Below are 15347 nucleotides of genomic sequence, written 5' to 3' on the forward strand. Positions count from 1 at the left end.
CGGTGGGCTCATCCCAGCCACCGAGCGGTCCGCCGGTCGTCCGCCTTGCCGGGGTACGATTGCGCTACGGCAAGGTGGAAGCACTGCGCGGCATCGATCTCGATATCGCGGCCGGGCGGATGATCGGCCTGATCGGTCCCGACGGCGTCGGAAAATCCAGCCTGCTCTCGCTGATCGCCGGCGCGCGGGCCGTGCAGGAGGGCAAGGTGCATGTGCTGGGCGGCGACATCGCCGACAGCCGTCATCGCGAAGCGGTGTGCCCGCGCATCGCCTATATGCCGCAGGGTCTTGGCAAGAACCTCTATCCAACCCTGTCCGTCGAGGAGAATCTCCAATTCTTCGCACGCCTCTTCGGTCATGGCGCAGCAGAGCGTCGCCGCCGGATCGATGAACTGACGCGCTCGACCGGCCTCCATGGCTTTCTCGCGCGACCGGCCGGCAAGCTTTCGGGCGGCATGAAGCAGAAGCTGGGCCTGTGCTGCGCGCTGATCCATGACCCAGACCTCCTCATCCTCGACGAACCGACGACCGGCGTCGATCCGCTCGCGCGGGCGCAGTTTTGGGAACTCATCGCCCGCATTCGCCGCCAGCGGCCGACCATGAGCGTCATCGTCGCCACCGCCTATATGGATGAGGCGCAGCGCTTTGACTGGCTGGTCGCGATCGACGACGGGGCGGTGCTCGCGACCGGCACGCCCGCCGAGCTGTTGGAGCGCACCGCGCGCGATTCTCTGGAAGCGGCCTTCGTCGCTCTGCTGCCCGAGGAGAAGAAGCGCGGGCATGCGCCGGTGGAGATTCCGCCTCTCGACGCCGACGAGGACGACATCGCGATCGAGGCGCGCGACCTCACCATGCGCTTCGGTGATTTCGTGGCGGTCGACCATGTGAGCTTCCGCATCCGGCGCGGCGAGATATTCGGGTTCCTGGGCTCCAACGGCTGCGGCAAGTCGACGACGATGAAGATGCTGACCGGCCTGCTCCCCGCCAGCGAAGGCCGGGCCTGGCTGTTCGGACGCGAGGTCGATTCCCGCGACATCGCGACGCGCAGGCGGGTGGGCTATATGAGCCAGGCCTTCTCGCTCTATGGCGAGCTGACGGTGCGGCAGAATCTGGAGCTTCACGCGCATCTGTTCCATGTCCCCGACGACGAGATCGGCGGGCGGATCGACGAGATGGTCGAACGTTTCGGTCTCGAAGCGGCGCTCGATGACCTGCCCGAGAAGCTTCCGCTCGGCATCCGCCAGCGGCTCAGCCTTGCGGTCGCGATGGTGCACAAGCCCGAACTGCTGATCCTCGACGAGCCGACATCGGGTGTCGACCCGGTCGCCCGCGACAGCTTCTGGCGGCTCCTCGTCGAACTGTCGCGCCGCGACAGGGTGACGATCTTCATCTCGACCCATTTCATGAACGAGGCGGAACGCTGCGACCGCATGTCGATGATGCATGCGGGCAAGGTGCTCGACAGCGATGCTCCCGCAAGGCTGGTCGAAAGGCGTGGGGCGGCGACGCTTGAGGAAGCGTTCATAGGCTATCTCCTCGAAGCGGGCGGCGAGGAAAAGGGCGAAGAGGTCGTGCCGGATGCGGTCGATGCGCCCACGCCCCCTGAGCCGCATTCCGTAAGACGCCGTTTTAGCCCGCAGCGGATGCTGAGCTATGTCTGGCGCGAAACGCTCGAGCTCCAGCGCGATCCGGTGCGCGGCACGCTGGCGCTAGCCGGTTCCGTGATCCTGCTACTGGTCATGGGCTTCGGCATCAGCATGGACGTGAACGACCTTCGCTATGCCGTGCTCGACAGGGACCAGAGCAGCGTCAGCCAGCGCTACCAGCTCGACATTTCCGGGTCGCCCTATTTCATCGAGCAGGCGCCCCTCGCCGACTATGACGACATGGACCGCCGGATGAAGAGCGGCGAGCTCGCGCTCGCCATCGAAATCCCGCCCAATTTCGGACGGGACCTGCTCAGGGGGAACCAGGTTGCGATCGCCGCCTGGTTCGACGGCGCGATGCCGCAGCGCGCCGAGACCGTGAAGGGCTACATTCAGGGTATGCACCAGCACTGGCTTGCCGATCAGGCGCGGATGAGCGGAGCCAGCACGGGAAGCTCCGCTGTGTCGATCGAGAACCGGTTCCGCTACAATCCCGATGTCAAGAGCCTGCCGGCCATGGTGCCGGCGGTCATCCCCATCCTGCTGCTCATGCTCCCGGCAATGCTCGCGGCGCTGGCCGTGGTGCGCGAGAAGGAGATCGGCTCGATCATCAATCTCTACGTGACGCCGGTGACGCGCACCGAGTTTCTCCTCGGCAAGCAGCTTCCCTATGTCGCGCTCGCCATGGTCAACTTCGCCGTCATGGTGGTGATGGGCGTGTTCCTTTTCGGCGTGCCGCTCACCGGCAGCCTGCCGGCTCTCACCCTCGGGGCCTTGCTCTTCAGCATGATCGCGACCGGCATGGGATTGCTCGCCTCGGCGATCACGAGAAGTCAGATCGCCGCCATGTTCCTTGCGATGGTGGGCACGCTGATCCCCACCATGACTTATGGAGGCATGCTCGATCCCGTGTCCTCGATGAATGGCTTTGGCCGCGTGATCGGCGAGATTTATCCGGCGAGCCATATGTTCACCATCAGCCGCGGCGTATTCAACAAGGCGCTGGGGTTCGGTGATCTGATCGGCGCATTCTTGCCGCTCATCCTCGCGGTGCCGATCATCATCGGCCTCGCGATCATGCTGCTCGCCAGGCAGGAGCGCTGACATGCGGCAGAAGCTTTCGAACATCTATCGTCTGGGCGTCAAGGAGCTCTGGAGCCTGTGGCGCGATCCGATGATGCTGGTGCTGATCATCTTCACCTTCACCTTCGCGGTCTACAGTTCCGCCTCCTCCATGCCCGAGACCTTGCAGAACGCGTCGATCGCGATTGTCGACGAGGACGCTTCGCCGCTTTCGCAGCGTATCGTATCTGCTTTCTATCCGCCGCAGTTCGTTCAGCCGGTGATGATCGCGCCCGCGCAGATCGATCCGGGCATGGACGCGGGCATCTATACCTTCGTCCTCCACATCCCGTCCGGCTTCCAGCGTGACGTCCTCGCCGGGCGACCGGCCGAGATCCAGCTCAACACCGACGCGACCCGGATGAGCCAGGCGTTCACCGGCAGCGGCTACATCCAGCAGATCGTGATGGGCGAAGTCAGCGCTTTCGCCAGGCGCTATCGTGGCGCCGCGACATCGCCGGTGGACCTGGAAGTCCGCGCCCGTTTCAACCCGACGCTCAACAAGAGATGGTTTGGCGGTCTTGCGCAGATCATCAACCAGATCACCATGCTCTCGATCATCCTGACCGGGGCCGCGCTCATCCGCGAGCGCGAGCACGGTACGATCGAGCATCTCCTCGTCATGCCGGTCACGCCCTTCGAGATCATGATGAGCAAGGTATGGGCGATGGCGCTGGTCGTCCTGCTCGCAGCCTTCCTCTCATTGAACCTTGTCGTGCGCGGCGCGCTGGGGGTGCCGGTGGCAGGTTCGCTGCCGCTCTTCTTTGCCGGCGCAGCGCTGGTCCTGTTTGCGACCACCTCGCTGGGCATTTTCATGGCGACGATCGCGCGCAACATGCCCCAGTTCGGCATGCTGGCGGTGCTGGTCCTTCTGCCCCTCCAGATGCTTTCCGGGGGCACAACGCCACGTGAAAGCATGCCGCAAATCGTCCAGACTGTCATGCTCGCCGCGCCGACAACGCATTTTGTCGAACTGGGCCAGGCCATCCTGTTTCGCGGAGCGGGATTCTCGGTCGTCTGGCCGCAGTTCCTGGCAATCCTCGCCATCGGCGCCGTCTTCTTCGTGATCGCGCTCACCCGTTTTCGAAAGTCGATTGGAACGATGGCATGACACGAAGTAATATGTGCAGCGATCTAGTAGGCACCCGGGTCTGCCGGAGGGGTCTGGTTCGTGACGCGGGCTTCCTCGTCGGGCTTGCGATCGTTCCAGCGGCAGCACGTTCGGCGACGCGGGATCTCCACCGGATGTCCGTGGCGGTGCGAAACCTCAAGCCCGGAGAATATCTGTGGTTTCCGGAGGTGGCGCCGGCCGGGCCGGTTCTTCTCGTCGTCGCCCTCAAAACGCAGCGGGCCTATGTCTATCGCAACGGAGTGCCGATCGGCGTCTCGACGATTTCCTCGGGCAAGGAAGGTTATGAGACGCCCACCGGCGTTTTCACCATTCTCCAGAAGCATGTCGACCACAAGTCCAATCTCTATGACGACGCGCCAATGCCGTTCATGCAGCGGCTAACCTGGGACGGTGTGGCGCTCCATGCCGGCAATCTGCCGGGTTATCCCGCCTCCCATGGCTGCATCCGCCTGCCGGAGGCCTTCGCGCGCCTGCTTTATGGGGTGACCCGCCTTGGCATGACCGTTCTGGTCGCGAACGATCAGACCATTCCTCGCGTCGCACCGACACCGGCCTTCCTGCGCGAGAACGCGAAGATCGACGAGGCTGAAGAAGGCGAGGAATGGACGCCGGAAGCGGCGCCGGAAGGTCCTATCTCGATCCTCATAAGTGCGCCCGATCAGCGTATCCTTGTCCTGCGCAATGGTGTCCGGATCGGCGCCGCACGCGTGGCAATTGATGAGGCCGTGATCTCTGCCACTGCCTATATCCTGGCAAGCATCGACAGCGGCCGGTTCCGCTGGTTGCGTCTCGCATTGCCCGGTCGATCGGAAGATGCCGGAAAGGAAGTGACCGTCGAGGAGCGGGCGCGCCTGCGCCTGCCGTCAGCGTTCCAGAACAGACTTCGCGCGATTCTTGGCGCCGGTACCGTCGCGATCGTAACGCCTGACAGCCTCGCAAGCGGTAGCGCGGGCGAGCGGATCACCGTGATTTCCAGCGAGGAAGGGCCGTGATCGTCTTACACTGCGGGCATCGGACCCTCTGTCTCCGCTTCGGCAGCTGCCGGAAAGCCAGCTCATGTCGATGAACCCGTCCCGCCCCGGACGTGGGACGCATGGCTTCGAGGACAACAGCTTTCATGTCGTCCTGGTGCTCGTTTCCCTGGCATTCGCCTGGATAATCGAGCCGATGTTCAGCGGCATATTGTGGGGAAGTGTCGCAGCCATCCTGTTCGCGCCACTCAACCGGCGTCTGCTGACGATCATCCCTCGTCATCCCAATCTCGCCGCATTTGGCACGGTTCTTCTCATTGTCCTTCTAGCGATCCTACCCGCTATCCTGCTTGCTGCCGCGGTGACTCAGGAATTGTCTGTGGTCTACGCGCAAATCCAATCGGGCCGGATCGATTTCGACCAGTATTTTCGCGAGTTCCAGCGCGTACTGCCCGGATCGGGCCGGCGGCTGCTTTCACGTTTCGGCCTCACGGATCTCTCGGCGGTCCGCGAGCGCCTGGGCGCCGGCTTCGTGGGAAGCTTCGAAGCGATCAGCCGGCATGCGCTCGGCATCGGCCAGAGCACTTTCTCCTTCGTGGTGGCCCTTGGCGTCATGCTCTATCTCACCTTTTTCCTGATGCGCGACGAACAGTCGCTCCTGCATAACGTCGGCCAAGCGATGCCCTTACACCCTCGCGAGCGGCGGGCGCTGGCCGAGAAGTTCGTGCTAGTAGTGCGCGCCACGATCAAGGGCGGCATCGTCGTTGGGATCGTGCAGGGGGCCATCGGAGGTTTCGTGTTCTGGCTGCTTGGCATACACGGAGCACTGCTCTGGGGTGTGCTGATGGCGGTACTGTCATTGCTGCCGACGGTCGGCACAGCTCTGGTCTGGGGCCCTGTCGCCATTTATCTGCTGCTCTCGGGCGCCGTCCTCGAAGGTCTTATCCTGATATTGTGCGGCCTGTTTGTGATCGGATTGGTGGACAACCTCCTGAGGCCGATCCTTGTCGGCCGCGACGCGCGAGTGCCCGACTATGTCGTTCTTGTAGCGACCTTGGGCGGGATCGAGATCTTCGGCTTCAACGGCTTCATCGTTGGCCCCATTATAGCGGCCATGTTCATCGCTGCGTGGAGCCTGTTCACCACCGAGCGGTTGGGTGAGACGCTAGGCAGATGTTAGCAATTCCATCGTGTGTCGATCAATATCCGCATGTGGAGGTTTGATGGGGTGGTCAACCTTTCATGAGCTAACGTCGATCGGTTTTGATTGAGGGGGGGGGCATCTTCGATCGACGATCGTTGGTCGGCGTTTGCGCCAATTCAAACAAGACTACCCCAGGAAAAACGGTGACGCGAAGTGTCAGAATTAGCAGAGGCGGCGCTTCCAACCAAACTCGTATCATCAATCGTCAGGACCCAGCATTACGTATGTGTCCGATCTAGTTTTGCAAACTGTGGTGTGACTTTGTGTATCGACCGATCTTATCCGTCGGCAGTCGGCACGGGATTTTGCCAGCCCCTGTTAACGGCGCTGGATGCGCTGTCGGGCCGGCTGTCGCTGGTTACGATCCGAGGACGAATCTTGCTGGCGAATGATTTTCTTGTCTGGGGCAAAGGGTTGCGGTCCCGCGGCCGGAAATATGGCGGCGCGAAGCCACGCTACCTTTCATGTACACTCGAGGGATATGCGGGGCCTCGGTTTATCCGCCCAAACGGTTTCGTTCAATGCCCAATGACCGGGGGAAACGGGTGATAGGTGTTTCACGTCGCGTCCAACATCTCAAACTGTTGCCGGACAACGTAGATGGATGATGGTTCCCGGCACAGGCAGGGAATTGATTCACCTGCGGAGGAATCAAGGGATTCTCATCTCGACCAGAGCGTCGTCGCCAAGCTCCTGGCGACTTTCGAAGCAGATTATCCCATCTTGCTGCATCGCTTGTCACACCGTCTGCGTTCGCAGGAAGCGGCGCAAGACGCACTTCACGACGCCTATGTGAAACTGCGATCGCAACCGGATGTGAAAGAAGTGCGGAATCACCGGGCTTATCTTTACCGGATGAGCCTGAATCTCGCGAAAAATAGCATCCGGCACCACGGGCGAACCTCGACCGTCGATGACTACATCCTGGCGCTGGTTCCCGACCTTGCCCCGGACCCCGAGCAGGTCGCGATCGCCCGGCTTGAGATGGAGCATATGTTTGCGGCGCTGCACAGGATGTCGCAGCGGCGTCGGCAGGTGTTTCTCGCTCGTTGGCGGGACGGAAAATCCCAGGCAGAGATCGCCCTCGAATTCGGGTTGCACAAGCGATCGGTGCAGAAGGAACTTATGCGAGCCGAAGTGCAGCTTCGCAAGGTTCTTCGCCGACCGAAATCATAGAAGGACGCCTCCGACAACCAGCCTCGCTTCGCATCTGCCGACGGCCGTTAAAAAATGGGGCGCCTTTCCTTACGCTCAGGTGTCGAGGCGCGGGAATGGACGGATTTCCTCCTCTGACGTCACGGATTGTGCCCGAGAACGTCCAGGGGTGGTGATCGAGGAAGCAGCGCGTTGAGGTTCCCAGCGCGAAAAGGGCTGCTTCGATACGCCCGAGGAGTCGCCATGGCGGCTTGGAACGTATGACCGTGAAGGTCGCGCTATGTGCTCGACTGTCGGATCGCAGGCTTTCTTCCGCGTCGGCGCGGAGACGGACGTGCCTGGAGCGCGCGGATGCGAGACCTGACGCCAAGCCGATACTGGCGCCCTGGCAGGTCAGTCTCGCCACCGGGATCATGCAACGCGATTTCAGCCGGGCCGTTTCTGTTCCCGATCTTGCGTGCCAGTGCCGGCTGTCGCTCAGCTATTTCATCCGCGCATTCTCGAACACGGTGGGCATCGCACCCTATGCCTGGTTCGTTCAGAAACGTGTTCAACATGCCGAAGCCCTGCTAACCGGAACGCAGCTCCCGATCGCCCAGATCGCGCTCGAATGCGGCTTCACGGATCAGCCCCATTTTACGAAGGCCTTTGCCAAGGCAAAGGGGACGACACCGGCACGATGGCGGCGTGGATTCCTGCTGGATTAGCCTGCGAACAGCGCCAGGCGAACGCTCAACAGTCGTCGGCCCGTTCGCCGTTGCGGACTGCGGCGCGGCGAAGAGCCGTTTCCAGAAGCCTCGGATCATGAACGGGGCGATCCCAGCGCGCGGAATCCCTCAATGTGGTGAGATCCTCCATGTGGGTCAGGAAGGTATAGACCCGATTGACGATCTCGATCATGAGCGACTTCATCTCGGCATCCGAAATGCGCGAGAGCTCAGACCAGGGGATCTCGCCGAAAGGCGTCACCACCTTTACGTCACTGAAGTCTCCCGACAGGCTGTCCGGCGCCGTTCCCGCATGAAGCTCCTCAAGCCGGCTATTGCGTACACATTGCTCGACGAGGGCAAGGGCGATCCGACGTGCCGCCCGGTCCGGAATTGCGTCGTCTGGCACGGGCTTATCCTCCCTTTCGACAAACGCGCCAGCACCTCGTATCGCGGTAGCATATCGTTGTTCCCGACCGCTGGAGCTTGCGTTCGACAGCCGCGTCTAGCGCAAAGCTGTGGGTCGCGGTGCAAATCTCCCAGGGAAACAGGGTGGCTGGCGTCGCTTGCCGCCCGAAGTCTTGCGCTCCTGACCGGCAGCGGGTGTAGAGACGCTGCCGGTCCAGCTGTTCATGCGTTCAGCTTGTCCTTCACCGCCTTGGCGGGGGCGAAGGTCAGCTTCCTGGCTGCAGCAATCTGAATTGTTTCACCGGTTGCTGGGTTGCGGCCTTCGCGCGCAGCCGTTTCCTTGACCTTGAACTTGCCGAACCCGTTGAGCGAGATCTCCTCGCCGCTGGCCGCAGCCTGTGCGATGGCCGCGAATACGGCATCGACCGCTTTGCGCGCCTCGGCCTTGCTCACCCCCGACTCAGCGGCCAGCGCGTCGGCAAGATCACTGTTGTTCATGCACAAACTCCCATAGTGTTGATGTGGTTGGGTCCAGACTGGCCCTCTATATCCTTGCCTTCAATTCAGCCAGTTTTTCCTGGCATAGCTCGTTGACGACATTGCCGAGCAGTTCAATCCGCTCGGAGAGATATGTAAACTCTTCGTCGTTCATCTGAAACCAGTCAGAATGCCGCGCCTTCACATAGGCGTCCTTGAGTTTGAGGAAGCGCGCCTCAAGTTTGCGCTTGTCGCGCGGCCAGACATCGATGAGCCTGGGCGACAGCTTCTCCGCCAACTGACGCAGGAATTTGATGTTGTGGCTGTATGGCGTATAGAAGGTGAAGACGAGCAGAATGCAATAATAGAGCCGCTCGCACGCCTGCTGCAGGTTGTAGGCAGCGTCCGGGTACAGCTTGGCCTGATAGAAAAATTGAAATCCCATACGCGATGATACGGCCAGCCCGAACCACTGGTCATAGTAGGTTTTGGCCATGTCGTACGCCTCCTGCGGCGTCTTTGGCTTTGGCTTGTGCAATTCGCTGTCATCGGCCTGGTAGAGCGCGATACCGTCGCGCGCCACGTCCATGAAGAAATAACGGCCATGTGCCAGTCCATCGTTCACCTCCTGCAGCGTGTGAACGATGAAATTTACCGGCGTGCGCAGCCTGTTGAGGATCATGGTCTCCCGGTCTATCCGCTCAGCCGCCTTTTCCCAATATTCCAGACGGTCCGTCAGCTCCTTCTGGTTGACGATGATGAGCAGGTCAAAATCCGAGCGATAGCCTCTCTTGGTGTGCGGTTCATGAACCCAGCGCCCGGTCGCGTATGAACCGTACAGGATGATCTTGAGGATGCGGCCCAGCTTGCGCGGGCCGTTCGGTTGGCCATGCGCATCGTCGAATTCCTCGAACAGGATCTGGATCACTCGATCGAGTTGGCGCCGCTTGTTGGCTGGCAGATGGTCGAGTTCTGTCCTCACGGTACTTCCACTGCTCCATTTAACAGAGCGTCCAGGAGGGGATGACGTGCCTCCGCGAACGGATTGGCGACGGTTACGCCGCCCCAGGTGAAGCCATCCCGCAAATCCTCGGAGAGCAGGAGGCGGCAGCCGGACTGGGACGCTGCCGCAAGAATGACGGCGTCCCAGGTCGGCAACAAATGGTCGGCTTCCAGATCGAAGGCTGAGAGCATCACGTCGGCCGAGATCTCGACGGTGGGAAAGGTATCGCGCCAAGCGAGAAGCGCTTCGCGCGCCTGGGCGGGTGGGCGCCCGGCCTTCCGTACCAGGACGGTGAACAACTCTCCCAAAACCTGCACGGGAATGACCGTACTTTGAATCGGAAGCAGGCGTACGAGCGCGATCGCCGTTGCCCGCTTGGCGGGATTATTCACGCCCTCGGCATAGACAAGAATGTTGGTGTCCAGCGCGATCTTCATCGTTCGTCGTAAAGCTCGTCACGCGTCCAGCGCCCGATCTGCACGATGTCCTGACGCGCCAGGCGGGCAAGCAAGACAGCACGGGCTCCTGATGTCGCTTCCTCTTCCCGATCGGCGGGAATTATCCGCGCGACGGGGCGACCGTGACTCGTCACGACATAGCTGTTGCCGTCACGGACACCGCGCAGAATCATGGAAAACTTCCGATTTGCATCAGCCGCAGAGACTGCCTGTTCCATTGATCGGCCCAAAAATAGTTATATTACCTACTCTACCGCGTGCGCGCCGACTTGCAAGAATTTTCGACGTGGCCGCTCGATCTTTTGCGTTCAGGCAGATCGCTCGCCTCAAAGTGGGCGTCAGTCGTTCTTGCACCTCACGAAGACGTGGCGCGGCTTCGCAAATCTCGATGTTCAAGCCGCGGACGGCATCGCTTATGGTCTTGCCATGATGAGGAACGATTCGCGCCAGGGCTCTCTGTTTCTTGATGGCGACCTGCCATCCGTTGAACGCGGCCGGGTGGCGGGACATGGCAGGGACATCCCTGACCCGCCGGCCGACGCGCCGGGCGATGATGTCCACATGCGCATCCAGCGCCATCCTGCGACGAAGGGGCTTTTCCGCAGCTGGTGGCGCCGGCTGGTCGGCGTTCGGTGACGTAGTCATTTGCGCGCGGCAGCGAATCCGCCAAACTCCGACGAGCGATCGCACGAACTTCAGCGTCTCATCAGGGTTCGGCACAGGTCTCGGCGGTCGTTCGACGCTGGAAGACCGGATGACGACCAGTTCAGGGGTCTACTTTATGCCGTCTTTGGCAAGCTGACTGACCTTGGCGTGAAAGAACCGCTCGCTCCACAGCGAGAGGGATTTCGCTTCGGTCGGACGCAGGAAGCGAGCGACGTCGCCCGCCGCTGCCGTCCAGTCAATCAAACTTATCTTCTCGACCAGGGTATCGACGAGCCACCCGCCATCGTAATCCGCATCGAGCCTACCCTGCCAGGGGCCAGCCTGCTGCAGCGCGGCGGCGAGCAGAGACAGGTTCAGGGGCACATGATGTGCAACATACCAGGAGAAGTCGAACCAGTCGCGGCCCTTGAGATAGGGCCGGCAGAGCAAGGCATGAATCTTGAGCGCGAAATTTGATGGCAGATCCTGGTGTCGTACCTCGTAATCGGCGGGGAAGTCGAGAAAGGTCGTGGCTTCTCCCGAGCCCGCCGGAGGATTGGTGTCGATCTCGAGCTTGATCTTGATCGTCCTGGCGCGGTTCGAGCCTGCAAAACGCAGGTTGAGCTGGGTCGCAATCGAATCGTTCTTCAGGACAGCCTCGCGCACGGCCCTGTCCATCTTTCCCTTCGGCTGCGCTTCGAGCTTGAGCCCGAACTGGGCGAAGATGTCGATCAGCGCCATGAGATAAGGTGACCATCGGAACGTTGCGTCGGGCTCCCGCAAAAGGAAATCGAGATCCTCCGAGAACCGCGGGAGGCCATGCAGGATCCGCAGGCTCGTGCCGCCCTGGAAAAGAGCGACGTCGAAAAAGTCGGCCCGCCAAAGAGCATAGAGAGCGATCTCCTGGATGATCTCCTTCATCGCATTCTCCTCCTCGACGGCGTTGGCGGCGCCGTAGTCACGGAGCTTCTTCTGGAGCATGTCAATCATCGCGCTATACGCCGGGCGACGGAGAGCCGCCGGTCCCGACGGCATGCTCGACCGATCGGAGAAACTCGTTGACCGACTTGTGCTTGTAGACTCCCCAGAACATCGCAAATTCCCTAGCCGTGAGCGACTTCAGATGGTCCTCATCGATACGCAGACCGCTTGTGAGCCAGCCAAGGTCCGTCCAGCTGATCTTGCGCAGGGCCACCAGATCGAGGAGCGCGCGCAGGGGAGTGGCGACGAATGCGGTGAGGCTTCCCAATTTCAGTCGCTCCACGCCGACCAGAAACTGATACGTCTCGATGGCGAGCGGATGATAGGAAAAGCGCCCCATGACCGGTGTCTCAAATTCGAGCGTCTTGCGGCCAGGCGTCACGCTCGCAGTGATATACACCGCCTCGGGAATCCAGCCGTGATAGGCGAGGGCGGTCTCGAACGAAACATAGCTGCCGGGAAGGAGAGCCTGCGCCACTGCGAAAGGATGAGGTGTTTCGGCGCTGACGGATCGCGGCAAGAGGTAAGTGCCGCGTTTCAGGCGAATGAGTGTTCCGTCTTTGAGCGCGCGGTTTACGAGCGCATAACGGCGCGCATCGCTGCCACCGATCGCTTCGGCCAACTGCCTTTCATCAAAAATGCGGCCTGCAAGCTTCCCATCGGACAGGCTCGAGCTCAGCACACTCATAAAATTCCAGATACTTGCGAATTGTGAAAGTTTCAAGAATTTTATGATCGCAGGCCTTCTGGCAAGCTGGTGCCGAAGGGGCCGAGTTCGCCGAGCAGGGGCGTCGAAGATCATCCTTCGACCGAACTAGGACGCGCCAGACTATCTCGCAGCGGATCGGACAGCCACTCGACACCCGCTCCGTTTGCCTCCTTCATATAGTCGACAAACGCCCGGACGACGGGGGAGACCTCCCTACGGCTCGGGAAGACCATGCTGACCGGTAGCGGCGGTAGCGACCAATTCGGCAGCACGCGTTCGAGATGGCCGGCCAGAATGTCGTCTCCGCAAAGGTACGCTGTTACGGCGGCGATCCCGACGCCGCGCTTGACCAGCGCACAGATGGTCAGCACATCGTTGACCTCGACCCGCGCTGGCGGTTCGATGGTCTCGCTTTCATTGCCTCGCGTCAGACGCCAATTTCGCGATCGTCCGGTTCCAGTCGACAGATCGACAATTTGATGGGACAGCAGGTCGCCGGGTATCTCGGGTCGGCCATGTTGGTCGAGGTAGGACTTGGCCGCGCAGACATATTGCGAGAGTGTACCGAGCCGGGTGGCGACCAGCGTCGAATCCGCCAAGGGTCCCATGCGTATCGCGATGTCCACCTGTTCGGAAACCAGTTCGGCATTGCGGCTGGTAAGATCGACCGAAACCCTGACATCCGGATAGCGCTCCAGAAAGCCCGGCAACTGGCGCGCGAGAATGTTGATGCCGAACCCGATACCAGCGCTGACCGTCAATCGGCCACGCGGCGCCTCGGCGAGGCCGGCTGCAAAGGAAGCGGCATCTTCCAGACCTGCGAGGAGGTCACGCGACCTGTCGTGCAGCGACTGGCCGGCCTGCGTCAGGGCGACCTCACGCGTCGTGCGCTGGAACAATCGAATGCGCAGCGCCTGTTCCAGTCTGCTGATAGCGCGACTGACGCTCGACTTCGGCATCCCGAGCGCGATCCCTGCATCGGAGAAGCTTCTCAGAGCAGCAACCTTGTCGAAGACGCGCAGATCATTGAGGTCGATCATGACCGCATTGTTCCATTAGATGAACAATGAGTCCATTCAGCGGATCGATCCTTCGACCGAGTTTCATCGTTCTTCCTGCAGGCATTCTTGAAAGCGATGATGATGAATACAACTCCAACGCTTGTTGTGGGCGCATCCGGCAAGTTTGCGGGCTACGTCGTTCCCGCCTTGGCTAAGCGGGCCGCGTATGTACGCGGCATGATCCGCAGCGAAGACGATGCCGCGCGAATCCGCGACCAAGGGGCCGCAGAAATTGTGGTCGCGGATCTAACCGATCCGCCAAGCCTGGCTCGCGCGCTCGATGGCGTTGAATGCGTCTTTTATACCGCACCGGCTTTTATGCCGCGCAAGGCTAAAGTCGGCCGTGATTTTGTGGCCACGGCCCGCAACGCCGGCGTGCGGTGGATCGTCTTCTCATCGGCAGTCCACCCGGTCATCAACCGCCTGGTCAATCACGCCACCAAGGCGCCGGTCGAGGAGGCGATCCTCGACGCCAGGATGAAATACAGCTTCCTACATCCCGCGCTCTACTTCCAAAATTTTGCGGCCGGATGGGACAAGGTGGTCGATATCGGCACGCTCGCTGAGCCATCGTCCGTGGAGACGCGCTTTAGTCGGGCCGATTATCGTGATGTCACCGAGGTCGCGGCGATTGCGCTGACCGAAGATCGCCTGCTTTACGGAACGTTCGAACTGCCCTCGGGGCGCTGGTTCAATCGACGTGATGCCGCCCGACTGATCGAGGACGCGCTCGGCCGCCCGATCCGGGCCGAACGCGTCGATCCAGACCCGATCGATAACGTGGCCGCACCGATGCAGGCGATGTTCGCCCACTACGACGAGGCTGGTCTCCGCGGCAACACCCTGACTCGCCGCGCGAACCTAGGCCGAGAGCCGCGGAGTTTCGCCGCCTTCTTCCACGAGCTTGCGGACAGGGAAACCACTGTATGAGGACCGATCGAACCGTCGTCGTGACGGGTGCGGCGGGCGGCATGGGCCGGCCGTTCGTCGAGCGCTTCATCGCCAATGGCGATACCGTGCTGGCCACCGACACCAGCGAAGACGCGCTCGCCGAACTATCCGAGGCGATCCCCGTAAACCGTCTGATCGTGAAGGCGAGTGACATAACCAGCGAGAACGACAATGCCGCGCTTGCGGAACTGGCGCGTGAGAAGACGGGGCGGGTCGATGTTCTCGTCAATATCGCCGGCGTCTACCCGGTTCAGGGTTTCCTAGAGATGAGCGTCGAGGACTGGCGCAAGATCGTCGACATCAACTTGACGGGCACGGCGCTGATGTGTCGCGCAATGCTTCCGCTGATGACCGGACGCGGCTGGGGCAGGATCGTCAACATCGGTTCGGCTTCGGTCAACGAAGGCGTCGCCGGCCAGGCGCATTACGTTTCCGCCAAGGCGGGCGTGCTCGGTCTTACCCGCAGTCTCGCGCGCGAGTTCGGCGCTGAAGGCATCACAGTCAACCTGATCGCGCCCGGCGTCACCGTCACTCCCAACGCGGCCAAGGCGCTGCCGAAGGCGATCCAGGAAGCGCAAATCGAGAAGCGCGCGATCCGCAGGGAGGAAAAGCCCGAGGATTTGGTCGGCGCCGCCTTCTTCTTCGCCTCGCCCGATGCCAATTTCATCACTGGTCAGACGCTTGTCGTCGACGGTGGACTGAACATGAGCTGAAGGA

General features: G+C 61.4%; 17 protein-coding genes. 9 read left to right on the top strand and 8 right to left on the bottom strand.

Annotation, left to right across the window (positions count from 1 at the left end; genetic code table 11):
* The first annotated feature begins 2 nt into the window (after nt 1-2).
* The 6 genes from rbbA to RLDS_RS0127835 all read left to right on the top strand — a co-directional run bounded on the left by rbbA (nt 3) and on the right by RLDS_RS0127835 (nt 7937).
* Nucleotides 3-2750 carry a ribosome-associated ATPase/putative transporter RbbA gene (gene rbbA / locus RLDS_RS35035; protein WP_021225107.1) on the top strand — a complete coding sequence of 916 codons (2748 nt, stop codon included), beginning with the start codon at nt 3-5 and terminating at the stop codon, nt 2748-2750.
* 1 nt (nt 2751) lies between these two features.
* Entirely contained in the window at nt 2752-3879 is a 1128-nt protein-coding gene (locus RLDS_RS35040) for an ABC transporter permease (RefSeq protein WP_021225108.1), read from the top strand.
* Nucleotides 3880-3890: 11 nt separating this feature from the next.
* Nucleotides 3891-4892 carry a L,D-transpeptidase gene (locus RLDS_RS35045; protein ID WP_031297647.1) on the top strand — a complete coding sequence of 334 codons (1002 nt, stop codon included), beginning with the start codon at nt 3891-3893 and terminating at the stop codon, nt 4890-4892.
* A 64-nt stretch (nt 4893-4956) separates the two neighbouring features.
* Nucleotides 4957-6051, top strand: coding sequence for an AI-2E family transporter (locus RLDS_RS35050; RefSeq protein WP_021225110.1), 1095 nt, complete (start codon nt 4957-4959; stop codon nt 6049-6051).
* A gap of 624 nt (nt 6052-6675) precedes the next feature.
* Nucleotides 6676-7251 (top strand): RNA polymerase sigma factor, encoded by a 576-nt coding sequence (locus RLDS_RS35055; protein ID WP_021225111.1) that lies wholly within the window; start codon nt 6676-6678, stop codon nt 7249-7251.
* Nucleotides 7252-7490: 239 nt separating this feature from the next.
* Nucleotides 7491-7937, top strand: coding sequence for a helix-turn-helix domain-containing protein (locus RLDS_RS0127835; protein ID WP_021225112.1), 447 nt, complete (start codon nt 7491-7493; stop codon nt 7935-7937).
* Nucleotides 7938-7962: 25 nt separating this feature from the next.
* Here the strand turns inward: RLDS_RS0127835 and RLDS_RS35060 are convergent, their stop codons facing one another.
* The 5 genes from RLDS_RS35060 to RLDS_RS35080 all read right to left on the bottom strand — a co-directional run bounded on the left by RLDS_RS35060 (nt 7963) and on the right by RLDS_RS35080 (nt 10501).
* A complete protein-coding gene (locus RLDS_RS35060) occupies nt 7963-8346 on the bottom strand; it encodes a hypothetical protein (protein WP_021225113.1) in 384 nt (127 codons plus the stop codon).
* A gap of 221 nt (nt 8347-8567) precedes the next feature.
* Nucleotides 8568-8843, bottom strand: a complete 276-nt coding sequence (locus RLDS_RS35065; protein WP_021225114.1) for an HU family DNA-binding protein — start codon at nt 8841-8843, stop codon at nt 8568-8570.
* A 46-nt stretch (nt 8844-8889) separates the two neighbouring features.
* Nucleotides 8890-9804 (bottom strand): nucleotidyltransferase, encoded by a 915-nt coding sequence (locus RLDS_RS35070; protein ID WP_021225115.1) that lies wholly within the window; start codon nt 9802-9804, stop codon nt 8890-8892.
* Entirely contained in the window at nt 9801-10262 is a 462-nt protein-coding gene (locus tag RLDS_RS35075; protein WP_021225116.1) for a PIN domain-containing protein, read from the bottom strand. The genes RLDS_RS35070 and RLDS_RS35075 overlap by 4 nt, the downstream gene beginning before the upstream one ends.
* Nucleotides 10259-10501 carry a type II toxin-antitoxin system prevent-host-death family antitoxin gene (locus RLDS_RS35080; RefSeq protein WP_031297651.1) on the bottom strand — a complete coding sequence of 81 codons (243 nt, stop codon included), beginning with the start codon at nt 10499-10501 and terminating at the stop codon, nt 10259-10261. Before RLDS_RS35080 ends, RLDS_RS35075 begins: the two co-directional genes overlap by 4 nt.
* Before the next feature lie 208 nt (nt 10502-10709).
* Here RLDS_RS35080 and RLDS_RS35085 point away from each other — a divergent pair, with 208 nt between their 5' ends.
* The gene (locus tag RLDS_RS35085) at nt 10710-10919 is read left to right on the top strand and encodes a hypothetical protein (RefSeq protein WP_152528015.1); all 210 of its coding nucleotides are present in this window, start codon (nt 10710-10712) and stop codon (nt 10917-10919) included.
* A 138-nt stretch (nt 10920-11057) separates the two neighbouring features.
* On the opposite strand, the gene RLDS_RS35090 is transcribed toward RLDS_RS35085, so the two are convergent.
* The 3 genes from RLDS_RS35090 to RLDS_RS35100 form a co-directional block, all read right to left on the bottom strand.
* Nucleotides 11058-11918, bottom strand: a complete 861-nt coding sequence (locus RLDS_RS35090; protein WP_021225119.1) for a nucleotidyl transferase AbiEii/AbiGii toxin family protein — start codon at nt 11916-11918, stop codon at nt 11058-11060.
* A gap of 4 nt (nt 11919-11922) precedes the next feature.
* A complete protein-coding gene (locus tag RLDS_RS35095) occupies nt 11923-12597 on the bottom strand; it encodes a type IV toxin-antitoxin system AbiEi family antitoxin domain-containing protein (RefSeq protein ID WP_021225120.1) in 675 nt (224 codons plus the stop codon).
* Nucleotides 12598-12707: 110 nt separating this feature from the next.
* Nucleotides 12708-13658: a LysR family transcriptional regulator gene (locus RLDS_RS35100; protein ID WP_021225121.1), complete on the bottom strand. Its 951-nt coding sequence runs from the start codon at nt 13656-13658 to the stop codon at nt 12708-12710.
* Nucleotides 13659-13754: 96 nt separating this feature from the next.
* On the opposite strand from RLDS_RS35100, the gene RLDS_RS35105 reads away from it, so the two are divergent.
* Nucleotides 13755-14609, top strand: coding sequence for an NmrA family NAD(P)-binding protein (locus RLDS_RS35105; protein WP_021225122.1), 855 nt, complete (start codon nt 13755-13757; stop codon nt 14607-14609).
* Complete coding sequence (locus RLDS_RS35110) at nt 14606-15343, top strand: SDR family NAD(P)-dependent oxidoreductase (RefSeq protein ID WP_021225123.1); 738 nt, start codon at nt 14606-14608, stop codon at nt 15341-15343. Before RLDS_RS35105 ends, RLDS_RS35110 begins: the two co-directional genes overlap by 4 nt.
* The last annotated feature ends 4 nt before the right edge of the window (nt 15344-15347 follow it).

The organism is Sphingobium lactosutens DS20 (genome assembly GCF_000445105.1).
In the GTDB taxonomy this organism is placed as follows: domain Bacteria; phylum Pseudomonadota; class Alphaproteobacteria; order Sphingomonadales; family Sphingomonadaceae; genus Sphingobium; species Sphingobium lactosutens.